The sequence below is a fragment of the Qipengyuania sp. L-5Y genome (assembly GCF_056859455.1).
This window is the reverse complement of record NZ_JBSXOM010000024.1, coordinates 14,824-38,931: the sequence shown is the minus strand read 5'-3', so window position 1 is coordinate 38,931 and position 24,108 is coordinate 14,824. Positions and strand designations below refer to the sequence as shown.

17 protein-coding genes and 1 riboswitch are annotated in these 24,108 nt (G+C 61.5%); of the genes, 5 read left to right on the top strand and 12 right to left on the bottom strand.

The genetic code is table 11. The features are described 5' to 3' along the window. Positions 1–7: 7 nt before the first annotated feature. Positions 8–1,342, bottom strand: a complete 1,335-nt coding sequence (locus AC13F2_RS04530) for an amidase family protein (protein ID WP_482964051.1) — start codon at positions 1,340–1,342, stop codon at positions 8–10. Positions 1,343–1,469: 127 nt separating this feature from the next. Here AC13F2_RS04530 and AC13F2_RS04525 point away from each other — a divergent pair, with 127 nt between their 5' ends. Further along, entirely contained in the window at positions 1,470–3,152 is a 1,683-nt protein-coding gene (locus AC13F2_RS04525) for a dipeptidyl-peptidase 3 family protein (protein ID WP_482964050.1), read from the top strand. 7 nt (positions 3,153–3,159) lie between these two features. Here the strand turns inward: AC13F2_RS04525 and AC13F2_RS04520 are convergent, their stop codons facing one another. The 10 genes from AC13F2_RS04520 to AC13F2_RS04475 form a co-directional block, all read right to left on the bottom strand. Next, positions 3,160–4,635: a DUF4403 family protein gene (locus AC13F2_RS04520; RefSeq protein WP_482964049.1), complete on the bottom strand. Its 1,476-nt coding sequence runs from the start codon at positions 4,633–4,635 to the stop codon at positions 3,160–3,162. Between the two features lie 67 nt (positions 4,636–4,702). Continuing rightward, on the bottom strand, positions 4,703–5,497 hold the full coding sequence (locus tag AC13F2_RS04515) for a hypothetical protein (RefSeq protein ID WP_482964048.1): 795 nt from the start codon (positions 5,495–5,497) through the stop codon (positions 4,703–4,705). A gap of 32 nt (positions 5,498–5,529) precedes the next feature. After that, positions 5,530–6,939: a dihydrolipoyl dehydrogenase gene (gene lpdA / locus AC13F2_RS04510; RefSeq protein ID WP_482964047.1), complete on the bottom strand. Its 1,410-nt coding sequence runs from the start codon at positions 6,937–6,939 to the stop codon at positions 5,530–5,532. A 202-nt stretch (positions 6,940–7,141) separates the two neighbouring features. Continuing rightward, entirely contained in the window at positions 7,142–8,383 is a 1,242-nt protein-coding gene (gene odhB, locus AC13F2_RS04505) for a 2-oxoglutarate dehydrogenase complex dihydrolipoyllysine-residue succinyltransferase (protein WP_482964046.1), read from the bottom strand. A gap of 17 nt (positions 8,384–8,400) precedes the next feature. Next, positions 8,401–11,232, bottom strand: coding sequence for a 2-oxoglutarate dehydrogenase E1 component (locus AC13F2_RS04500; protein ID WP_103023227.1), 2,832 nt, complete (start codon positions 11,230–11,232; stop codon positions 8,401–8,403). Positions 11,233–11,329: 97 nt separating this feature from the next. After that, positions 11,330–12,220: a succinate--CoA ligase subunit alpha gene (gene sucD, locus AC13F2_RS04495; RefSeq protein ID WP_103023228.1), complete on the bottom strand. Its 891-nt coding sequence runs from the start codon at positions 12,218–12,220 to the stop codon at positions 11,330–11,332. A 32-nt stretch (positions 12,221–12,252) separates the two neighbouring features. Then, a complete protein-coding gene (gene mdh, locus AC13F2_RS04490; protein ID WP_222827243.1) occupies positions 12,253–13,215 on the bottom strand; it encodes a malate dehydrogenase in 963 nt (320 codons plus the stop codon). 266 nt (positions 13,216–13,481) lie between these two features. Further along, entirely contained in the window at positions 13,482–15,389 is a 1,908-nt protein-coding gene (locus AC13F2_RS04485; protein WP_482964045.1) for a putative bifunctional diguanylate cyclase/phosphodiesterase, read from the bottom strand. 129 nt (positions 15,390–15,518) lie between these two features. After that, positions 15,519–15,872 (bottom strand): hypothetical protein, encoded by a 354-nt coding sequence (locus tag AC13F2_RS04480; RefSeq protein ID WP_482599700.1) that lies wholly within the window; start codon positions 15,870–15,872, stop codon positions 15,519–15,521. A 121-nt stretch (positions 15,873–15,993) separates the two neighbouring features. After that, positions 15,994–17,073 (bottom strand): cell wall hydrolase, encoded by a 1,080-nt coding sequence (locus tag AC13F2_RS04475; RefSeq protein ID WP_482964044.1) that lies wholly within the window; start codon positions 17,071–17,073, stop codon positions 15,994–15,996. Between the two features lie 157 nt (positions 17,074–17,230). Continuing rightward, a riboswitch (cobalamin riboswitch) is annotated at positions 17,231–17,415 on the top strand. 91 nt (positions 17,416–17,506) lie between these two features. Between AC13F2_RS04475 and AC13F2_RS04470 the strand changes: the two genes are divergently transcribed. The 4 genes from AC13F2_RS04470 to AC13F2_RS04455 are packed head-to-tail and all read left to right on the top strand — an operon-like array spanning position 17,507 to position 21,910. Further along, positions 17,507–19,423, top strand: a complete 1,917-nt coding sequence (locus AC13F2_RS04470; protein WP_482964043.1) for a TonB-dependent receptor plug domain-containing protein — start codon at positions 17,507–17,509, stop codon at positions 19,421–19,423. Beyond that, positions 19,420–20,235, top strand: coding sequence for an ABC transporter substrate-binding protein (locus AC13F2_RS04465; RefSeq protein WP_482964042.1), 816 nt, complete (start codon positions 19,420–19,422; stop codon positions 20,233–20,235). Before AC13F2_RS04470 ends, AC13F2_RS04465 begins: the two co-directional genes overlap by 4 nt. After that, on the top strand, positions 20,232–21,185 hold the full coding sequence (locus AC13F2_RS04460; RefSeq protein WP_482964041.1) for a FecCD family ABC transporter permease: 954 nt from the start codon (positions 20,232–20,234) through the stop codon (positions 21,183–21,185). The genes AC13F2_RS04465 and AC13F2_RS04460 overlap by 4 nt, the downstream gene beginning before the upstream one ends. Next, complete coding sequence (locus AC13F2_RS04455; protein ID WP_482964040.1) at positions 21,182–21,910, top strand: ABC transporter ATP-binding protein; 729 nt, start codon at positions 21,182–21,184, stop codon at positions 21,908–21,910. The genes AC13F2_RS04460 and AC13F2_RS04455 overlap by 4 nt, the downstream gene beginning before the upstream one ends. Here the strand turns inward: AC13F2_RS04455 and AC13F2_RS04450 are convergent, their stop codons facing one another. Beyond that, positions 21,911–24,070 (bottom strand): M3 family metallopeptidase, encoded by a 2,160-nt coding sequence (locus AC13F2_RS04450; RefSeq protein ID WP_482964060.1) that lies wholly within the window; start codon positions 24,068–24,070, stop codon positions 21,911–21,913. Positions 24,071–24,108 lie beyond the last annotated feature (38 nt).

Here is a 24,108-nt window from a genome sequence, read left to right as displayed (position 1 = left end):
AGGCCCCCTAGCCGTGGATGATTGTGCCGATGGCTTCTGCCGCGGCGATGCAATCGAGGTCGGCCCACCTGCGCGATATGACCTGCAGTCCGCAAGGTAGGCCCCCGCCTTCGCCCACAGGAAGAACGGTGGCGGGAAGGTTCGGATAAGTCGCCAGCCCGGCCCAGCACAGCGCCGCTCCCCCAGGCTGTTCCGCTCCGTTTATGGTCATCGTCCCATCGAAGACGCGGCCATCGCGGTGCGGGACAGCGAGAACAGGTGCGGGCGGGGCAAGGACGAAATCGTACTTATCGAATAGGGTATGCCAGGCGTTCTCGTTGCGGGTTTGCGCATCGAGCATGTCGAACCAATCTGTCGCGCTGGCCCGCTCACCGTTGGGTCCTGGCATGCCGCGAGCCATGGCTACATTGAGCATCCGCATATATTCCGTCTGTTGTCGCGCCAGATCGGGGAGCAGTTCGCTTCTGCGGTCGATGCTTATCCCGGCCCCTTCCAATGTTGCTGCCGCCGCCTCGATCGGAGCCTGCACCGACGTGTCGGTGGGGCAGGACGGGTGTTCGGTGAGAAGGAGGATCCGACAGTCCCGCAGCGTCTTCTCCATCCTCCGCAGCGGAACGGTTTGTGTCAGTTGCAACAGCAGGCGAAGATCGGCAGCGTTGCGGGCAAGCGGCCCAGCGATGGACAACGCACCATCATGGGCATCACCGCCGCTCATGGAAGGGTGATCGTGTCCCTGTTTTGAGATGAGACCCCAGCTCGTCTTGTGACCCCAAACTCCGCAAAAATGGGCAGGAACGCGCACCGATCCGCCGATGTCGGTGCCATATTCACACGGGACCATGCCGCTTGCGACGGCCGCAGCCGAACCACCCGAGGACCCGCCTGGCGAGCGCTCATGGTCATGGGGGTTGTTGGTACGGCCATAGACCGGGTTATTCGATTGCCAGTCGGCCAGATCGGGCGGCACATTTGTCTTGCCCAGGAAAATGGCGCCCGCAGCCTTCAACTGGCTGACCACTCTGGAATCGCGAGACGCTATGTTGTCGGCATAGGCCTCATGACCCCAGCTGGTGGGAAGCCCTTCGATATCGAAGCTTTCCTTGATCGTCATGGGAACGCCGAACAAGGGGCGTTCACGCGCCGAACGATCATCCGTCATCGCCTTGGCCCGATCCCGGGCCCGGTCGAAATCTGTCACCACCACGGCGTTGATGTGCGCATCAAGACGTTCGATCCGCGCGATGGTCGCCTCGACCGCGTCGAGCGGGGACATCTCGCCCCGGCGCATCGCTTCTGCAAGTTCGATAGCACCGGGATTGTCGGTCAGCGTCGGATAAGCCATGATGTCTCCTCTTGGGTCGGCAATGTCGGATAAGCCGACCCCGCGGTCAATCGCCCACTTGCGCGGGACACATGGTCGCCGCATGACGTTGCGCTGATGTCATAAAGATAATTCTGGAGGACCGATCATGCGTCGCGCCATTCTTCCCCTACTGCTCGCCAGTGCCGCCTGCGCCCCCGTTGCCAATGATGCTCCGGTCATGTCTGCCGATGCACCCCCCGCTGCCGCGTCCGATGGTTACGATCTCCAGGCCCAGTACGCGAAGTTGGCCGTCATCGAGATGGCACCGGACACGTCTTACCTGACTGCGGAAGAACGCGACGTCGTCAATCTGCTGATCCAGGCCAGCGACTATATGGACGAGATTTATCTGCGCCAGCGCTTCGCCGCCAACCCGCAGGTTCGTCAGGCCATCTCGCGCAGCCGCCGTGCCGATCGAGACCTGCTGTTGACGATGTTCGACCGGTATTACGGCGCGTGGGACGATCTCGACGAGTTCCATCCCTTCTGGGGCACAGAGCCGCTGCCTGAAGGAGCCGGCTTCTATCCCACCGATCTGACCCGTGAAGAATTCGATGCCTATCTGACTGCTCATCCTGCACAGAAAGACGAATTGCTGGCCCCGTACACCGTGGTGAAGCGCGATGGCGATGGGCTGGTCGCTGTCCCTTATTCGGTGGAATATCGCGAGTGGCTCGAACCTGCTGCCAAACTCTTGGAACAGGCTGCCCAGCGTACGAGCAACCCCAGCCTCAAGAAATTCCTGACATTGCGTGCCGCCAGCTTCCTGTCCGACGACTATTACGAAAGCGAAATGGCGTGGATGGACTTAGCCGACACGCCGATCGAAGTCGCGATTGGACCTTATGAAGTCTATACCGACCGCCTGTACGGTACGAAAACCGCCTTCGAAAGCTTCGTCACGCTGCGCAATCCCGAAGAGAGCGCCGCTTTGGCGAAGTACAAGAATTACCTGCGCGATATGGAAGGCAACCTTCCGATCGAGGATCGCTACAAGAATTTCCAGCGCGGCTTCGAAAGCCCCATCGCGGTGGCCGATCAGATCCACGGTGGGGGCGACAATGTACCAGGCGTACAAACCATTGCTTTCAACCTTCCCAACGACGAGCGGGTGCGCGAAGCCAAAGGTGCCAAGAAGGTCATTCTGGCCAACGTACTCGGCGCGAAATACGAACGCATTCTGGATCCTATCGGCGATGTCGTGCTGAAGCAGGATCAGGCCGCACTGGTCGCGAAGAAGTACATGGAACTGGAAACGCTGTTCCATGAACTGTCCCACAGCCTCGGGCCCGGGACAATTACCAAGGATGGCCGCCAGACGACGGTGAACGAGGAATTGAAGGAACAGTATTCGGCGCTGGAAGAGAGCAAGGCGGACGTCATGGGCGTCTGGAACATTCTCTTCATGATGGAGAAGGGCGAAATCCCCGCGGCCGAGAAGCAGCAACTTTATGCCAGCTATTTCGCCGGTATTTTCCGCGCGATGCGCTTCGGGATCGATGAGGCGCACGGCAAGGGCGCAGCATTGCAATACGGGTATCTCAAGGAAAAGGGTGCGTTCACCTGGGATGGGGCTGCCAACCGCTACATCGTCGATTATGCAAAAATGGAAGCCAGTCTGCGCGACCTTTTGCATGACCAGCTGATGCTGCAGGCGAATGGCGATTACGAAGGGACCAAGGCGTTCTTCGCTCGATATGCCAAGCTAGACGATTGGGCGCGCGGACGTTTCGCCGCAATGAGCGATATTCCAGTGGATATTCAGCCGATCTACCCCAGCGAAGTGTAGATAGCCGTCAACGGGGGGCGAGGATCACCGATGCGGTACCCGTCCCCCAGACTGGCAAATACAGGCCCTGTCCCGCCGCCTTCAGGCGTCCGGTCTTCACCTCTTCGATCTGCGCACGAATGACGACATCGCCTTCGCGCTTGGTATCGATGGCATTGGCGATTTTGGCCATCAATTCATCGTAATCTTCTTCGAAATTCTGCGTCAGAGCAGTCGCAATGGTTTGGGAAAACCCGGGCGAATTGGCGATCTGCAAAAGGAAATCGGTGGTGTCGCGATCGGTATCGCCGGTAATTTCGAGGTTTGAAAAACTGACCTTGCGAGAGCCCGGCTCGTTGACGGGGAGGGCGGTCAGCCAAACTTGGCCGGTCGCATCGCCGAACTTTTCGTCGGCTCGGGCTGCCTTGAAAGTCAGGCCCAGCGCGATGCGGTTTCCGGTAGTGCCATAGGCAACGACCTGGCCGAACCTTGCGTTGACCGGCCCGATCCCGGGCACTTCGAATGGCCGCGCGGACCGTTTGACCAAAGCTTTGGCTACCACCGGTTCGAGTTGTTTGTAATCTGCGATGACGGGGATGAAGAACTGCATCTTGCCAGGCTGCTCTTCGAGCTTTGCAAGTGGCGGCAAGGGTTTGCGCTTTGGGTCTGGCTGACGCTTGCCGACGAACGTTTCGGTCACCGCCTTCATGCCCAGTCGCAACTCCATGCGTTTACCGCGCAGCGTGTAGCCGCCATAATAGAGTTGTTCGGGCACGATCCGCATCCAGACCGGCGGGTTCGTCTCGTTAAGCTGGAGGGATGTGAAGGCTTCGCCCCACAAGCGTTCTATATCTTCCTGCAGACCCAGCTTCGCCAGTTCCTGCGGCAAATTGCGTTCCAGGCGCGCGATCACGGGTTTCAGTTTGGCGTCCGCGTCACTGGTGAACTCGATACGCTGCCCGAGGAAATCGACGTGGGGTTCGTCGGTCCAGTCGTACTGGATGTCGACCTTGCCCTGCGGGTTCCATTGACTGTCGATCGAAAGCCGGGCGACGACACGCACCCTGGCATCTCCCGTTGCGGTTTCCTGTTTGAGGATACCGGCAATATCCTGCGCCTTGATTTCGGCATGGATCGGCATCGTCAGGATGATGTCGCGTCCGCGACCGTCGATCGTAACGCGTCCGCGTGTCACAGTGCCCACGATGTCGCATTTGATGGTGGGCGTCTTGAGCTTGACGAAGGCCACCTTGACCTTTTTCGATGCGGCGCAGGTCTGGTCCTTGCGGTCGATGGTCCACAAGGTTCGCGGTATCTCTTTCGACATCTGCGTTTCGAGCGCGGTCAGATCGGCAGTTACGGGTACTGCGACGAGCGAACTTCGAGGTTCGATGTCGATCGTATCCGTAGCACGCGGAGGTGGCTCGAAATCCGGCTCCCGGCTGCAGCCGATCAGCGCCATTGCGCTAAAGCTTGCGGCGATCGCCAAGTGCCTGATTTTCATGCTCGATCGCCCCGATGCCCTGTTGCGCAAATCTGCGGCATGGATGGGGTATCGGCAAGCGGAAAGTTTATCGGGACGATCCCATGAGGAACAATGCCAGTCCATATCCGAGGATTGCCGAGGCACCGTAGCCGATGAGCGGGAAGGGATAGTTCGATACAAGAGCAGCGATGGAGAAGCCGGCAAACGATCCGGCAAGGGCAAAGCGCTGGCTTACCGTTCCGCTGCGCAGCCCGGCGAGCAGCGCGACCGTGCCCAGCAGGGCGACCAGAATGCCGACTGCCAACCACAGCGAAACCTGAGCAGCGTCGACCAGAATACGTTCAACGTACGGCTGGGCGGGGAGTTCGCCGCGGACCAGCATGGACAGGCTGGCGAGGAAGGCTGCAAATGCGATGCAGCCTGTCGCCCAGTGGGGCCGCGCCACATAGAGCCCGATTGCGGCACCTGTTATCGCCAGACCGGTGCCGGCATCGGGCTGGAGGAAGACCGCCACCAGCGCCGCGACCAATGCTATCTTGCCGGGCGCCTTACCTTCTGCGGCTAGAACACTGATGGCCGGCAGGACAAGCAGCCCGGCATGGAGCAGCACCGGGCCGATCGGCAGCCAGCGCGCGATGCCATTGACCGCCACGCCGGTGAACAGGGGGACGAATAACAGCGCGACGGCTACAACCAGGATCGGCAGCCGATGCTGGCGTTTCACGCGCGGCTTGCCCAAAGCCATCAGCGCGATCGACAGCAGCAGAGCTGTCGCATTGACGAGCAGGTAGCTTCGTGGAGCACCTGCAAGCAGCAGATAGGTCAGCCCGACAAGCGAGGGTATGGCGAGTGCCGGAATTGTCGACACTCGCGCAGACATTCAGATTCCCGTCCCGACTGTCACGACAGCGATCAGATGTGGATCGGCTTGCCCTGAACCGCCATCGCCGCTTCCTTGATGGCTTCGGAATGCGTCGGGTGGGCATGGCAGGTGTAAGCGATGTCTTCGCTGGTCGCGCCGAATTCCATGGCCTGTGCGGCCTGGGCGATCATGGTGCCGGCGACACTTGCGATGCACCACACGCCCAGAACGCGATCGGTTTCCGCATCCGCGACGATTTTCACGAAACCATCGGGTTCATGATTGGTCTTGGCGCGGCTGTTGGCCATCATCGGGAACTTGCCGACTTTGGCCTTGGCCTTGTCGCCCAGCTTCTCGACCGCTTCTTCCTGCGTCAGACCGACACCGGCGAATTCGGGCCATGTGTAAACAACACCCGGGATGATATCGTGGTTCACGATACCGGTCTGGCCGGCGATGTTTTCGGCACAGGCTATGCCTTCGTCTTCCGCCTTATGGGCGAGCATGGGACCGGGGACGACATCGCCGATGGCCCATACACCATCGACCTTGGTGCGGAAATCGTGATCGGTTTCGATCTGGCCGCGCTTGTTCACTTCGAGCCCGATCGCGTCGAGGCCGAGGCCATCGGTGTTCGGACGGCGACCGATCGAAACCAGCACACAATCCGCTTCCAGCGTTTCTTCGTCGCCGCCGGCAGCCGGTTCGAGCGTCAGCGTGGCTTTCGAACCATCGACGGTGCACCCGGTGACCTTGGTCGACAGACGCAGTTCCATGCCCTGCTTCTTGAAGATCTTGGCCGCTTCCTTGCGAACATCGTCGTCCATCCCCGGCAGCAGCTTGTCGAGATATTCGACAACGATGACCTCGGCACCCAGACGGCGCCAGACCGATCCGAGTTCCAGGCCGATCACGCCCCCACCGATGACGACCATCTTCTTGGGCACGGCCTTGAGTTCGAGAGCACCGGTGGAATCGACCACCACCTGCTTTTCGTTGTCGACTTCGACACCCGGCAGGGGGGTAACGGAAGAACCGGTGGCGATGATCACATTCTTGGCGGTGACCGTTTCATCGCCGACCTTGACCGTGTGGGCATCCTGGAAAGTGGCATGGCCTTTCTTCCAGTCGACCTTGTTCTTCTTGAACAGGAATTCGATCCCGCCAGTCAGACCTTTCACCGCGTCGCGGCGCTGTGCGTGCATGGCGTCGAGATTGAGCTTGGGCGTAACCTCGATGCCCATTTCCTTCATCGTGCCGTTACTGGCCGCGTCGAAGTATTCAGAGGCGTGCAGCATGGCCTTGGAGGGAATGCAGCCGACGTTGAGGCAGGTGCCACCGAGCGTCTCGCGGCTTTCCGCGCACGCCGTCTTCAGGCCGAGCTGGGCCGCACGAATTGCGGCGACATAGCCACCCGGGCCAGCACCGATGACGAGGACGTCGTAGTCGTATTCTGCCATGATTCGTCTCTGTTAACTTTCGTTGCGTCGCAGACATGGACCGGGTGTTACACGGTCCAAAGGGTAAAAACGGTCCGGGGTGAACGGACGCAAATCGCAGGTGCCGACCAGATCAAGCGAGTGGGTCATGGCTGGCATCATGGCACTTTTGCCAGTCTGTAGGACAGCCTTTCGCACACACGCACTCCAATCGGCGTTGCTCTTACAGGTCGATCAGCATCCGGGTCGGATCTTCGATCGCTTCCTTGATGATCTTCAGAGCGGTGACCGCTTCCCGGCCGTCGATCAGACGGTGATCGTAGGACAGCGCGATATACATCATCGGACGGATGACGATTTCGCCATTCACCACGACCGGACGATCCTCGATGCGGTGCAGGCCGAGGACGGCGCTCTGCGGCGGATTGATGATCGGGGTCGACATCAGCGAACCGAAGACGCCGCCGTTCGAGATGGTGAAGGTGCCGCCCTTCATGTCGTCCATCGTCAGCGTGCCGTCCTTGGCGCGCTTGCCGAAATCGGCGATGTCTTTTTCGATCTGCGCGAAGCCCTTGTCCTGCGCATCGCGGATGACCGGAACGACCAGACCATTGGGAGCGGACACGGCAACAGAGATATCGACATAGTCGTGATAGACGATCTCATCGCCTTCGATGTAGGCGTTGACCGCTGGCACGTCCTTCAGTGCAAGACAGGCCGCCTTGGCGAAGAAGCCCATGAAGCCGAGACGGATGTCGTGCTTCTTGGCGAACATGTCCTTGTACTTGCCGCGTGCTTCCATGACGGCCGACATGTCGACGTCGTTGAACGTCGTCAGCAGCGCGGCATTGTCCTGCGCACCCTTGAGACGCTTGGCGATGGTCTGGCGCATACGCGTCATCTTGACGCGCTCTTCACGGCGCTCGCCCGCGGTCGATGCCGGTGCGGATGTGCTTTCAGCCGGCTTGCTTCCGCCCGACTTCTTGGCTTCCGCCGCAGCGATCACGTCTTCCTTGGTAAGGCGGCCGTCCTTCCCGGTGCCCTTGATCGTGGAAGGATCGACGCCGTGTTCGAGCACTGCGCGGCGCACGGCAGGCGAAAGCGTTTGCGAACTGTCACCGTCGGTCGCTTCCTTGGCCTGAGCGGGCGCAGCCTTTTCGACGTCCGCGTCCGGTTTGTCCGCCTTGGGTGCGTCGTCGCTATCGCTGGAAGATTTCGCCGGAGCGTCGCCTTCTTCGATCACCGCGATCACTGCATTGACTTCGACCGTGTCGCCGACGTCGACCTTGAATTCCTTGATCGTGCCGGCAACGGGGGAGGGTGCCTCCACCGCGACCTTGTCGGTTTCCAGGCTGATGATGGGTTCATCGACGGCGACCGCATCGCCGACTTTCTTCAGCAATTCGCCGACGGTCGCTTCAGTGACAGATTCACCCAGCGTAGGAACTTTGACTTCGGTGGCCATATTCTTGCTTTCCCGAATTACTTGCAGTCGCTGCGGACATTGGGCGCCTGACCGTTGAGGCCGAGCGCGATATTGACGAGGGCTTCCTGCTGCACCTGATGGCGGCTGGCGTAACCCGTTGCTGGCGAAGCCGCCACTTCACGGCCGGCGTAGCAGGGGCGCATGCCGGACTTGCCCGCAGCCTCTGCAGCCTCTTCGATCAGACGGTCGACAAAGAACCATGCACCGTTGTTCTTCGGTTCTTCCTGACACCAGACGATCTGTTCGAGGTTCTTCATGCGTTCGAGGCGAACGGCAAGCGGTTCCCCCGGGAAGGGGTAGAGCTGTTCGATACGCACGATCGAAACATCTTCCAGTTCCGCTTCGTCGCGGCGCTGCATCAGGTCGTAAGCGACCTTGCCGCTGCACAGCACGAGGCGCTTCACCTTCTCGTCGTCAATCTCCTTCATGTCGGACTTGATCCGCATGAAGTGATTGTCGCCCTGGAACTCGCTCGCTTCGGATTTCGCCAGCGGGTGACGCAGAAGGCTCTTCGGCGTCATGATGACCAGCGGTTTACGGAAGTTGCGGAGCATCTGCCGGCGAAGGACGTGAAAGTAGTTCGCCGGGCTGGTGATGTTGCAGACCTGGATGTTGTCGTTCGCACACAATTGCAGGAAACGTTCGAGGCGGGCCGAACTGTGTTCGGGACCCTGACCTTCATATCCATGCGGAAGCAGCAGCACCAAGCCATTGGCGCGGAGCCATTTTGCTTCGCCGCTGGCAATGAACTGGTCGATCACGATCTGCGCGCCGTTGGCGAAATCGCCGAACTGCGCTTCCCACATCACGAGGCTTTTGGGATCCGCCATGGCGAAACCGTATTCGAAGCCGAGCACGCCATATTCGGACAAGGGGCTGTCATAGACCTCGAACTTGCCGTGCGGCAGCGTTGTCAACGGGATGTATTTGTGTTCGTCCTTCTGGTCGATCCACACGGCATGGCGCTGGCTGAAGGTACCGCGGCCGGAATCCTGCCCGGACAGGCGCACACCGAACCCTTCGGTCACGAGGCTGCCGAACGCCAATGCCTCGGCAGTGGCCCAGTCAAACCCTTCACCGCTGGAGAACATCTCCTCCTTGGCCTTGAGCACACGGCCAAGCGTCTTGTGGATCGTCAGGTCGCCGGGGATGCCGGTCAGCGTACGGCCGAGGCTGTCGAACAGCTTCTTGTCGATCGCCGTTTCGACATTGCGACGCGCACTTTCCGGATCGGCAGGCTTGTTCATGCCGGACCAGCGACCGCCGAACCAGTCTGCCTGATCGGGCTTGTAGTCCTTGGCCGCCGCAAATTCCTTTTCGAGATGCGCGGTGAACTCGGCGCACAACCCGTCGGCATAGCCCTTTTCGATCACGCCTTCTTCTTCGAGGCGCTTCGAATAGAGTTCGCTGACCTTGGGGTGCTGACGGATTTCGTCATACATCAACGGCTGGGTGAACTTGGGCTCGTCGCCCTCGTTATGCCCGAACCGGCGATAGCACCACATGTCGATCACGATGTCGCGGCCGAAGGTCTGGCGGTATTCGATCGCCAGTTTGCAGGCGAAGGTCACCGCTTCGGGATCGTCGCCGTTGACGTGGAGGATCGGTGCCTGGACGCCCTTGGCCACATCGCTGGGGTAAGGCGAGGACCGCGCGAATTGCGGGCTGGTCGTGAAACCGATCTGGTTATTGATCACGAAGTGCAGGCAGCCGCCGGTATTGTATCCGCGTACACCCGAGAAGCCGAGACATTCCCACACGATACCCTGGCCGGCGAAGGCAGCATCGCCATGAAGCAGAACGGGCAGAACCTGTTCGTGCTGCTTCAGATCGTCGCGGATGGCCTGCTGCGCGCGGGCCTTACCGAGCACGACCGGGTCGACCGCTTCGAGGTGGCTGGGATTAGGAACGAGGCTCATGTGAACATCGATCCCGTCGAATTCGCGGTCTGTGCTTGTACCAAGATGGTACTTCACATCGCCCGAGCCGCCGACGTCTTCCGGGTTGGCGCTGCCGCCAGAAAATTCGTGGAAGATAACCTTGTAGGGTTTGCCCATGACATTGGCGAGCACGTTCAGCCGGCCGCGGTGGGCCATGCCGTAGATGATTTCGCGCACACCCTGCTGGCCGCCATATTTGATGACAGCTTCCAGCGCCGGGATCATGGATTCGCCGCCATCGAGGCCGAAGCGCTTGGTCCCGACGTATTTCTTGCCGAGGAACGATTCATACTGTTCGCCGCGGATGACCGCCGCGAGGATGGCGCGCTTGCCCTCGTCGGTGAACTGGATGGTTTCTTCGGGCGTCTCGAACCGTTCCTGCAGGAAGCGGCGCTCGACGGTGTCCGAAATATGCATGTATTCCAGGCCGACATTGCCGCAATAGGTATGCCGCAACGCATCGTAGAGTTCGCCGATGGTTACCCAGCCGAAGCCGAAGACACCGCCGACATAGACTTCCAGATCCTCTTCACCCTCGAAGCCGTGGCCCTTGAGCGTGAGGTCTTCGGGAATTTCCCGCTTGGACAGACCGAGGGGGTCGAGGTTGGCGGCAAGATGGCCCCTGACGCGGAACGTGCGCACCAGCATCATTGCACGATTGGAATCGTCCGATGCTTTCTCGAGCGCCTTGTCGTCGAGCTGTTTTCCGGCCTTTTCGGCAGCCTTGGCGACCACCACGCGCATCTGCGTGGGATCGAGCGCGGCGGTAAGATCCGCGCTGCTGTCGACCACTTCGGTCAGCCAGGCAGGATTGCTCCAGCTGGGCCCCTGCTGGGGGCCTTCCTGGTCGCCCAGCTCGGGCAGGAAATCATGGCTTTCGTTACCCATCCGGGTCACCTTCTTGCGCCGACCAAATGTCGGCTCCTAATGGCAATGCCTCAGCGGCGCGGACGGTCCCGGGGAGGAGGGTGGCCCGCGCCGGGTATCAGGCAAGTTCCTTGAGCAGCGCGTCGAGCGTGGTGCCAAGTTCGCTGGGCGAAGGCGAAACGCGGATGCCCGCCTTTTCCATCGCTGCGATCTTGTCTTCCGCACCGCCCTGGCCGCCCGAGACGATGGCACCGGCATGGCCCATGCGGCGACCCGGAGGCGCCGTGCGACCGGCAATGAAGCCGACCATGGGCTTTTCAACGCCCTTCTTCGCCATGTGCGCGACGAATTCTGCGGCTTCTTCTTCGGCGCTGCCACCGATTTCGCCGATCATGATGATCGACTTGGTTTCGTCGTCCTTGAGGAAGAGTTCGAGCACGTCGATGAAGTTGGTGCCGTTGACCGGGTCGCCGCCGATACCGACTGCAGTGGTCTGGCCGAGGCCGACCATGGTGGTCTGGTGGACGGCTTCATAGGTCAGCGTGCCGGAGCGGCTGACCACGCCGACGCTGCCCTTCTTGAAGATGGAGCCGGGCATGATGCCGATCTTGCATTCGCCGGGCGTCAGGACGCCGGGGCAGTTCGGGCCGATCAGGCGCGACTTCGAACCCTGCAGCGCGCGCTTGACGCGCACCATGTCGAGTACGGGGATGCCTTCGGTGATGGCGACGATCAGTTCCATCTCGGCATCGATCGCCTCGAGGATCGAGTCCGCAGCGAACGGCGGCGGCACGTAGATGCAGGATGCGGTTGCGCCGGTAGCGGCCTTGGCTTCGCCGACACTGTTGAAGACCGGCAGGTCGATATGCGTTGTGCCGCCCTTACCCGGCGTCACACCCGCAACCATCTGCGTGCCATAGGCAAGCGCCTGCTGCGTGTGGAACGTGCCGGTATCGCCGGTCATCCCCTGGGTGATGACCTTGGTGTTCTTGTCTACGAGAATGCTCATGTGTGTCTTTCCTGTTCGGTGTTCTTCGCCGTTCAGGCGAGCGAGCTGTCCAGGCCCTTGCAGGCTTCCAGCAGTTCTTCGACCGCGTCGGTCGATACCTTGAGGTTGCTCTTTTCCTCATCGCCGAGTTCGATTTCGATCACGTCTTCCGTGCCGCCCGCGCCGATCACGGTGGGGACGCCGACGTAAAGACCGTCGAGACCGTACTTGCCTTCGACATAGCTGGCGCAGGGCAGGATGCGCTTGCTGTCGCCGAGATAGGCTTCGGCCATGGCGATCGCGCTGGTTGCGGGTGCGTAATAGGCCGAGCCGTTGCCGAGCAGGCCGACGATTTCACCGCCGCCGCCGCGGGTGCGCTTGACGATCTCGTCCAGGCGGTCTTCCGACACGCCCTTGATCTTGGCCATGTCCTTCACCGGAATGCCGTTGATCGTCGAATAGGACAGGACCGGCACCATGGTGTCGCCGTGGCCGCCGAGAACGAAGGCGTTCACGTCCTTCACCGAAACGTCGAATTCCCAGGCGAGGAAGGTGGCGAAGCGCGCGCTGTCGAGCACGCCGGCCATGCCGACGACCTTGTTGTGCGGCAGGCCGCTGAATTCGCGCAGCGCCCAGACCATCGCGTCGAGCGGGTTGGTGATGCAGATCACGAAGGCGTCGGGGCAGTTGTTCTTGATGCCTTCGCCGACCGCCTTCATCACCTTGAGGTTGATGCCAAGCAGGTCGTCGCGGCTCATGCCGGGTTTGCGCGGAACGCCCGCGGTGACGATCACCACGTCGGCGCCGGCAATGTCGGCATAGTCATTGGTGCCGGTGATCTTCGCGTCGAAACCCTCGATCGGGCCGCACTGCGACAGGTCGAGCGCCTTGCCCTGCGGCATGCCTTCGGCGATGTCGAACAGGACGATGTCGCCCATTTCCTTCTTCGCGGCGAGGTGGGCGAGGGTGCCGCCGATCATGCCGGAGCCGATAAGGGCGATCTTCTTGCGTGCCATTGGGGGTAGCGTCCTTGTTCCTGCCATGCGGGACAGCGATGTTACCCGGACCATGAATGGGCCATGCATCAAGTGTCCCGCAAAGGAAGCATGGCACCGGTCGATTGCGAGAGCGACCTAGGCGCGCCAACTCGGGAATGCAACCGGCAAACGGCCCACGCAGAAAACTATCTTTGCAAATGGTTCGCAATTGCAATAGGCTGGTGGGCTCGGCTCGTTGCGCAAGCTAATTTCAGAACGATAATCCCCTTCTTTCGCGAAGTTGGTCAAGCCGTTCCGTGACTGCGCGTATCGTTGTTTTGTGACGATCTGTCTTCGGCCAGCAGCAACGACGCCTGATACGCCGGAATGGCGCGGCTGAAGTGATACCCTTGTCCAAGCGTACAGCCCGCAAACCGAACAGCCTTGACCTGTTCGGTGGTTTCCAGGCCCTCGGCCACGATTTCGATGCCGAGCGTGCGGCCCATCTGCGAAACTGCGCGGATGATTGCATCGCTCTTGCGACCGGCCTGTGCGCCCGACACGAAACTGCGATCAACCTTGATCTTCGAAAACGGCCATTGATTTATATAGCTCAGCGAAGAGTAACCCGTTCCGAAATCGTCGAGCGCAAACCGAACTCCGGCACGCGCAAGATCTTCGATGAACATCCCGATGCTCGGGCTGTCTTCCAGAAACACGTTTTCGGTAATTTCAAGCTCGAGACGGTCCGGCGACAGGCCCGCATCTCTGATCGCGCTGAGAATACCCAGAGCCGCGCCCGGAGCCTTAATCTGCATCGGCGAAAGATTGACCGCGACGGATATATCGTCGGGCCAGGCTGCGGCCGCCCGCGCGGCTTCGCCAGTGAGCCAGTTGCCGAGAGTTACGATTGCGCCGCATTCTTCGGCAACCGGGATGAACTGATCGGGAGGAATTTCTCCCCTCGTCGGGTGGAGCCAGCGCGCCAGCGCTTCGAAACAGCGAATGCGCCCCGTGTCCAGATCGACAATCGGCTGAAAGTAGACGGACATTTCATGCCGCGAGAGCGCAAGGCGAAGTTCCGTCTCGATCTTTCGGCGATGGGTCAGGTCCCTGGTCATCGATGGGGTGAAGAATCGAATTTGGGATCGTCCGGCGACTTTGGCCTCATACAGCGCCATATCCGCATGGCGCATCAATTGATCTGCCGTCACGCCATCGATCGGCATCAAGGCGATGCCGATCGATGCGCCCATTTCCAGGCGTTCCCCATCGACTTGCAGCGGACGCATGACCTCGCCCAGGAGCGTGTTGGCCATGACAGACGCGGCGTTGCGGTCGGCTATCTGGCAGGCAACGACGAACTCGTCACCGGCGAAACGAGCGACGATACCGTCCTCGCCGACCAGCGCGGCGATCCGCGCGCCGATAGTGTGCAGAACCTCATCACCTGCTTGATGACCTTTGAGATCGTTGACTTCCTTGAACCTGTCCAGGTCGATCCAGAAAATACCAGCCCGCCCGTCGACATCTGCCGCCGAGATGACGCCAGGCAAAAGGCGGTCCAGCCCAAGACGATTGGAAAGCCCGGTTACCGTGTCGGTCAGGGCGAAGGTTTCCATTTCCGCTGCCAGCGCTGCGCTGCGGTCTGCCGCGTCGAGGGATTCGTGCAAGGTGCGAAAGATGGAGGTGACGATCGAGTACATTGCGGGAAAGAGAAGAGCGATGGTTATCGCAAGACATGCCCCGGCGATCGAACCATGGGCGATCGACGCGATGACTATGGGTGTCGACACCAGCGTCAACTGGCCCAGAGCTATGGCCGGACGCGCGGCGTTGTGCGCGCAGATGCCTATGCCGTAGCCCAGCGCATTCGAAATGATCAGGACCTGCGCCATCGCATCGATGTCGAGCGCGATGGCCGATGCAGCCACAGTGCCGAGGATGAGGCTGAAGCCGAACGCGCCGAACTTGTAAGCGAATTCAAGCTGGGCCGCACTTATCTCTTCCGGGCGCTTCGCCAGGTGACGAGAGTTGACAATGCGCAGGACGGCGATGCTGCTGAGCAGAAAGACAAGTGAATAGAGGAGGGCGCTACCGGACAGATACGCCACGACCGTGCTCGAGATGGTGCAGTTCATGGCGCCTACTGCAAGGGCCGTGCGCCGGTCGTAGAGAGAACGAATGAGAGAGTTGCGAGCTTTCTCGCTCAACGGATCTGTCGACGACGCATGGGCGACGTACCGCTTCAAATCGAATGACCCGCTTCGCTCACCCATGGCAAAGCGTTTAAGGCGGATCCATCATATTTCAGTTAACGGTAACACGTGGATTTTCCGGAGTTATACGGGGGATATGCTCGCCAGCAACGACTTGATGGCAAGCTGCTCATCAAGGCGTCTGGCCAGCCCGCGGTCGAGCGTTCGGCAGATGCCGAGCCACCAGTCGTAACTTTCGGTGTCGTCGGCCGCATGGGCGTGTTCAGCCTGCTGCGCTGCAACTTTCGCCGCGCTCAGCCCATGGTTCGCAAAGTGCTTCAGCGCTGCATGCATCACGCCATCGATAGGGGAAGCGGTGGCGACCATCTGCGCTGCCCCGGCATTGTCGTTCGCCGCGCGCGAGTGCGCTTTGCGAGCCAGTGCCCGGGCAATCGGCGAATGAGCGGTGGAACGTGCGGCAGCGAAATGGACCGGCATGCCATGGTCTCCTCAGGGGGGCTGGGCTGTTGAACCCCCTCATGGCCGAAGCACGCTAAACTTCGGTTCCGCAGCATGGTTGTGGAGACGTAAAGGATTGCCTTCGTGTTGGCCCGCAAGCCTATTTTTTCCCGGGCTCGTTGATCCATTTGCCTGAATTGGCATACTCCTCGCGAACCCTGCCGGATTGCGGAAGCTTGTCGGCTGGAGCTGCGGCGGCGGGCGCCCCAACCGGCGCATCCGGTTCGGTACTGATACCGATAGCGGCATTGGACGGAGGGGTAGGCTGTACAGGGCCGGGGACGTCCGCTTCCGCGCGCCGAACGTTGGGGGCGGCAAGCGGCTCCGCGCCGGCATAGTCGTCGGTAAAGGCACCGGCGGTTCCGGCCCCGCCTTTCCAGCGATAGAAACGGTGCGCGCCGATGGCACCGATATAGTCGAGGCTGGCGGCCCAATAGGGGTTCACGTAATTGGTGTGGTAATGTGTGGCCAGGCCGACGGGCTTGTAAACCTCGCCCGCCAAGGCACCCAGCGCTACGGATTGGGCCACCGCCCACCCCCGGCGGGAAGGGGTGCGCGCCAGTGATCCGTCGCAGGTGAAGCTGAACTGGCAGCCCGTCTTGCGTTCCGACCCCTGAAACACCACACCGCAGATGCTGGCGGGATAGGCGGGATGTGCAACCCGGTTCAGGACCACTTGCGCCACCGCTTGTTGGCCCGACAGGCTTTCGCTGGCGGCTTCGTAGTACACGGCCATGGAAAGGCACTGCAATGCGCGCGCCTTGTCGATACCGTTGCCCGTCTGGCGAAATGCCTGTGCCGCTGCAACCGCGCCATGACTTTGTGCAAATTCGACGGTTTCAAGCGTCCCTTCGCTCTTGCGAAGGTCGGCGATATCTGTGGCAAGGCGCGGGGCATCTTCGAGGTAATAGAAGGCCGATCCAGGAAAGCTTTCGCCAGCCGTTTCGAACGGCATGGGCGTCAAGGGTACGCGTTCGTCGCCCAGGCCAATCGCGCTTCTGAAATCGGACCATTCGCCTTGCGCAGCCACGGTCGGAAGAGCGATGGCAGCGCCAAGAATACCGAGGCGGGTCGCCAGTTTACGGCGATCCTGCAGTCTGGCGGCTCGGCGCTGGGCGCGCGGCGAGGCGACGTGCAGCGCACGGTCCTTGTCCCCGGCCAACACTTCCAATCCGCTCAAACTGCGTCCTTCTTTCAGGAATTGCCCATAGCCTATACCCGGTAAGGCCGACAGATGTGTGCGATCGCCATCCCGCAACGGGACGGGATTCGATGGCGCCCTATAACAGCAAAACTTAATGAAGTTGCGTCTTGTGCAACGACACATTGCGCAGTAGTCGGCGCCGCGAGTCACGGGTTGGCCTGTTTGCGCAGGCCCGAAGAGGGAAGAGGGTGCAAGCCCCTCGCTGCTCCCGCAACTGTGACCGGGGAGGTCCGCTCCATATGCCACTGCGAAAGCGGGAAGGCGGAACAGGGCCGCTGATCCGGGAGCCAGGAGACCTGCCCATGACCGTCGTTCGGCTGCAGGGCGGGGTGTACCTGTAGCAAACGTGGATGGAGCGTTTCGGCTCCCTCCCGTCATGGGCGGCATTTCGTTCATGACAGGAGGTTACGTGTATAAATATCTGCTTTTGATTTCCGCTTCGGCAATGCCTGGCGCAGCGTATGCGCAGACTGCCAGCGAGCAGGCGCTCGAGGAAATCATCGCCGCCCAGGACGAGGCAAACGAGGCTGGCGATCAGCAAGCGACTGTGGGCAGCTATCGCAGCGCGGCCCCGGCCGAGGCGATCATCACGGTCACGGCCAACGGCCTCGGCACCGATCTGCGCAATACCGGCCAGTCGGTCACCGTCATCGGACGGGAAGAGATCGAAACCATTCAGGGTGCCGATCCGGCACGCGCACTTGCGCGCGTTCCCGGTCTGTCGCTGTCGCGTAGCGGGGGTGTCGGTACGGTAACCAGCGTAAACGTGCGCGGCGCCAATCCCGATCAGCTTCTGGTACTGGTCGACGGCGTGCGCGTGGCCGACCAGGCGAGCCCTTCGGGCGGCTTCGATTTCGGCAATCTGCTGCTTGGTACAGCCGGCAAGATCGATGTTCTGCGCGGATCGAACAGCACGATCTGGGGATCGGAAGCCGTGGGCGGGGTGATCGACATCTCGACGCGGGCCGAGCGCGGCATGACTGCCAGCGTCGAGTACGGCTCGCGCGACACGCTGTTTGCCAGCGCCGCTGCCGGAGCAGGCAATGACAATGCCTTTATCGGCCTGACCGGGTCATGGTTCGAGACCGACGGATTTTCCGCAGCCGCATCGGGCACGGAAGCCGACGGATCGAAGCAATTCGCTATCGGCTCCAGCGCCTTCCTCAATCTGACCCCCAGCCTCGAGCTGTTCGCGCATGGCAACTTTGCGGAAGGCGACGTCGAGATCGATGGCTTTCCCGCACCCGATTTCGTTCTCGCGGATACCGACGATACGCAGAAAACCACGCGTTACTGGGGCGATGTCGGCCTTGCCTATTACGGCAACGACCTGACCCTGCGCGCCGCGTACAGCCTGTCCGATACCAAGCGCGCCAATCGCGATGGTTCCGGGGCGGAGACCTTTGCCAGCGACGGCCGCTCCGATCGCATCTCGCTGCGCGGAGAATACCGTTTGCTGGGCGGTCTCTCGCTGGCTTTCGGCGGCGATCATGAATGGACCGAGTTTGAAACGAGCTTCGACACGGCCGCCGAAACCGAAATCAGCGGGGCCTATGCGCAGCTTGGCTGGGTGATGGGCCGTCTGGCCGTCCATGGCGGTGCGCGCGTGGACGATCACGAACAGTTCGGCACGCATGTAAGCTTCGGCGGCGATGTGAGCTATGGCTTTGGCGATGACTGGCGCGTGCGCGGTAGCGTGGGCGAAGGTTTCAAGGCACCGACACTGTACCAGTTGCTCTCGTTCTACGGGAATACGGAGCTCGAACCCGAAGAAAGCACCAGCTACGATCTGGGAGTTGAGAAAGGGCAGCGGGGCTCAGGTCTGCATCTCGCGCTGACGGGCTTCCGCCGCGACAGCGACAATCTGATCGGGTTCGGCGTTACGCCTGAAAGACCTTCCGGCGTATACCTGAACACCGCCCGCGCCCGCGCGCAGGGCATCGAAGCGGAGGCAGGCTTCGATCTTGCACCCGGTCTTCGCCTTGCCGGCACATATTCCTATGTCGATGCGGAAGATCGTACGACCGATCTCGATCTGGCGCGGCGACCCAAGCATTTCGGTACCATTTACGGCGACTGGATCAGCGATTTCGGTCTCGGCCTGGGGGCGGATCTGCGCCTCGTGGGTGCAAGCTGGGATAATGCCTCCAACACCGTTCGCCTCGAAGGATACGAGTTGCTCGATGTGCGGGCATCCTTCGGCCTGGGCGACAATCTGGAACTGTTTGGCCGCGTCGAGAACGTGTTCGACACCGATTACCAGACGGTTGCAGGATATGGGACGGCTGGCCGCAGCGTCTTCGGCGGGATCAGGGCGAAGATGTGAAACCGCTGCTCGCCGCATCGGTCCTGCTCCTTGCCGCATGTGCGCAGGGCGGGGCCGATGCGCCGACGGCTCGGGCGCGGCCGACCATCGTCAGCCTGAACCCCTGCACCGATGCGATCCTTGCCGATGTGACGGCGCCGGGACAATTGCTGGCGATATCCCATTACAGCAAGGATCCGCGGTCGAGCTCGATGCCGGCGAAACAGGCGTCGCGATACCGGGCCACCGGCGGCACGGTCGAGGAGGTTCTCGCGCTCGATCCGGATGTGGTCGTGGCGGGAAGCTTTATCGCACCCGCAACACGCGCCGCCCTGGAAGATCTGGGCATGCAGGTCGTGACGTTCGGCATAGCCAGTGATGTCGCCTCGAGCGAGGAGCAGATCCGGGAACTGGCTTCTCTGTCCGGCGATCCGCAAGCGGGTCAGCGCCTGATCGAACGGATCGAAGCGGCGCTCACCGAAGCAGAGGCGCCAGACGGGCGCGCCGTCGACGTTCTCCTGTGGCAGCCCGGCGGAATTGTCGCGGGCGAGCAATCGCTGGTGAGCGACCTGCTTGCTCGCACCGGTTTCACGAACGGTGCGCCGGCCCGCGGGCTGTCCCAGGCCGACTATGTGGCGCTCGAAGATGTGGTCGCCGCGCCGCCGCAGGTGTTGCTGGTTGCAGGCGGCGACCTTGGCCAGCAGCACCCGGTGCTCGACCGGCTGCCGGATATGCGGCGCGAACGCTTCGATACCAGCCTGCTTTACTGCGGCGGTCCGACGATCATCCGTGCCGCTCGCCGACTGGCGGAGATACGGAGCACAGTATCGTGAACCGCGCGACTTTGATCTTCGGCGGGTTGCTCATCGTTGCGCTTCCGCTTTCGCTGCTGGCCGGGCGGGTCTGGCTCGATCCCGCCAGCACGCCCAACGCCGCGCTCATCCTTGCAGAGCTGCGCCTGCCGCGCGCCCTGCTGGCCGTGGTCGTGGGCGCGGGATTGGGAGCGGGCGGGGCAGCCATGCAGGGGTACCTGCGCAATCCGCTGGCCGACCCCGGTCTTTTCGGGATCGCCCCGGGCGCGGCGCTGGGTGCCGTGGCCGCGCTATGGTTCGGCTATGCCGCTTCGCCTTGGCTGCTTCCCGCATTCGCCCTGATCGGGGCGGGCGGGGCGATGGCGTTGCTGGCGGCGATTGCCGGACGCACGGGCGGGATCGCGCTGTTCACGCTCGCCGGGTTGATGGTTGCGAGCCTCGCCGGCGCATTGACGGCGCTTGCGATCAGCATGGCGCCCAATGCTTTCGCCATGAGCGAGATCGTGATGTGGCTGAACGGCGCGCTGACCGACCGGAGCTGGCGCGAAGTGTGGCTGGCCACCCCGCTGGTGGCGCTGGGCGTGCTTCTGCTCTGGCGGAGCGGGAAATCGCTGGATGCGCTCACGCTGGGGGAACCCGTCGCCAGATCCCTTGGGGTCGAACCCGGACGGCTGCTCTGGCTGCTGATCGTGGGTATAGGGCTGACGGTCGGCGCGGGCGTCGCGGTGGCCGGTATCATCGGCTTCGTCGGCCTCATCGTGCCCCATCTGGTTCGGCCCTTCACCGATAGCCGGCCTTCACAGCTCATCGTGCCGAGCGCATTGGCCGGGTCCCTGCTGGTGCTTGTCGCGGATAGCGTCGTACGCATATTGCCACTGGTGACGGAACTGCGTCTGGGCATCGCCTTGAGCCTCCTTGGCGCTCCGTTCTTTCTCTGGTTGCTGCTGCGCATGCGCAGGGGGCTGGCATGATGCTCGCGGCACGGGAACTCTCCGTCGACAAGCGTCTGTCCCGCATCTCGCTCGACCTCGCGCCGGGCTCGATCACGGCGATCTGCGGGCCGAATGGTGCGGGTAAATCGACCTTGCTCGAAGCGCTCGCGGGCTTGCTGGTGCCCGATGATGGAATGGTGGCCTTCGACGGGGTGGATGCTTCCACAAAGTCACCACGGGACCGAGCAAAGTGTATCGGCTATCTCCCCCAAGCGCATGAGATTGCCTGGGATGTTCCGGTGCGCAGTCTGGTCGAACTCGGGCGCATGCCGCATGGCGATCGTCTGTCCGGGCCGGTCGATGCCGCTCTGGACGCGCTCGACATCGCACAGCTTTCGAATCGCCGGGCGCAATCGCTATCGGGCGGCGAAACGGCCCGCGTGTTGCTGGCCCGTGTACTGGCGGGCGAACCGCGATGGATCCTTGCCGACGAGCCGCTGGCTGCGCTCGACATCGCCCACCAGCTCACCTTGCTGCGCCATCTTCGCGATGCTGCCGACAAGGGGGCGGGCGTCGTTCTTGTCCTGCACGATCTGGCGCACGCCATGAACCACGCCGACCGGGTGGTCGTGCTCGATGCCGGCGAACTTGCCGCCGATGGCAGATGCGAAGACGCGCTCGACCCACGAGTGATCGAGCGCGTCTGGAAAGTTCCCGTCCGGTGGATCGGCGAACCGAACCACCGGGCGTTGATCAGCGGCTGATTATCCGGCTGTATCTGCCGGCAGCGCGCCGTCCGATACTTCGCTATCCGCAGCTTCGTCGCCCGGGACAAGGCCCCGCGCTTCAAGCATCGGCGTAACGTCCGGATCGCGTCCGGCAAAGTTCCGGAACATTTCGAAGTAATCCATCGTGCCGCCAGTGCTCAGCACGGTTTCGCGATAGTGGTCGCCATTCGCGCGGGTAAGACCGCCGTTTTCCATGAACCACTTGCGGCTGTCGCGGTCGAGCATTTCGGTCCACAGATAGCTGTAATAGCCTGCCGAATAGCCGGCCGGTCCGCTGAAGATGTGGTTGAAATAGGTCGAACGGTAGCGTGGCGGAACCAGGTCGATTTCAAGGCCGAGTTCTTCGAGCGACTTGCGTTCGAATTCGGTAACCTTGGCTGGCGTGTTGATCGCTTCGGCCTGTTCCTTCGACAGGGCCGCCCACTTCATGTCGAGCAATGCCGCTTCCACGGTTTCACCGAAGTCGTAACCCTGGTTGAACTTCGCCGCCGCTTCGATCTTGGTGATCATTTCGGAAGGGATCGGTTCGCCCGTGCGATAGTGCTTGGCATAGTTGGACAGCACTTCGGGGTAGGTCGCCCAAACCTCGTTCACCTGGCTCGGATATTCAACGAAGTCACGCGCCACGGCGGTGCCGGACAGGCTGGGATAGGTCTGGTTGGCGAAGAAGCCGTGCAGAGCGTGGCCGAATTCATGGAACATGGTGTTCACATTGTCGAAGCTGACCAGCTGGACCTCTCCTGCCGGTGCCTTCGGGATGTTCAGCACGTTGTAGATCACCGGCTTGGTATTCCACAGCTTGCTCTGGTCGACGAAGTTGCTCATCCAGGCGCCGCCGCGCTTCGACGGGCGCTGGAACGGGTCGAAATAGAAGATGCCCAGTTCGCTGCCGTCGCGGTCGAACACGGTGTAGGTCCACACATCGGGGTGATAGACCGGCAGGTCCGTGCGGCGTTCGAAGGACAGGCCATAAAGCTTGTTCGCGGCATAGAACACGCCGTCCTCTAGCACCTTGTCGAGCTGGAAATACTCGGTCATCGCGTCTTCATCGAGGTCGTAGCGAGCTGCCTTCACCTTGTTAGCGTAGCGATACCAGTCCCACGGTTTTACTTCGAAATTACCGCCATCAGCCTTGATCGCTTCGTCCAGCATGGCTGCTTCGCGCCGCTGCGTTGCGGCAAGGGCGGGGACCATGCGTTCCATGAAGCCAAGCGCTGTGGCAGGCTTTTCGGCCATGCGGTCCCACATGGCATAGGTTGCCCAGTCGGGTTCGCCGAACAGCGATGCCTTTTCGGCGCGCAGCGCTGCAATCTTGGCCACCAGCGGACGGGTATCGATGTCGGTGGTGCCGTCTGCACGGTGATAGGAAGCCATGAACAGCTTCTCGCGCGCGGCGCGATTGGTCATATTTGGCAACAACGGCTGCTGCGTGGTGTTCTGCAGCGCAATCGCATATTTGCCGGGATGGCCCTTTTCGGTGGCAAAATCGGCGGCAGACTTGATGTCGGATTCCGAAAGGCCAGCCAGTTCTTCGCGTGTATCGAAGATGACCGGCTGATCGGCCATGGCTGCGCGTGCTTCCTGGCCGAATTCGGTCGTGATTTCTGACAGCTCGGAATTGATTTCCTTCACCCGGGCACGTTGTGCGTCGGTCAACATGGCGCCGGCGTGAACCATGCCTTCATAGGTGTCTTCGAGCAGCTTGGCGTCTTCGCGCGTCATCGCCATTGCGGCGCGATTGTCATACACGGCTTTCACCCGGGCGAAGAGCTCGGGGTTGAGCGTGATGGAATCGGAATGTGCGGTCAGCTTGGGGCTGATCTCCGTATTGATCTCGTCCAGCCGGTCGGTCGTGTTCGATCCGGTCAGGGCGAAGAAGACGGTGGCGACGCGGCCCAGCATCCGGCCCGACTTTTCGAGCGCAACGATCGTGTTGGAGAATGTCGGCGCTTCGGGGTTGTTGATGATGGCATCGATTTCAGCCTTGTGGATTGCCATGCCCTGCTCGAAAGCGGGGATGTAATCGTCTTCGGAAATCTTGCTGAAATCGGGCGCGTGGAACGGCAGGGTGCTGTCGGACGCGAAATATCTGGTTCCCTGCGGTATGTTTGCGCCCGCGGTGTTGGCGTCTGCCATGGTTTCGATTTCTCCGCCCGGAGTGGTGGCGCAAGCGC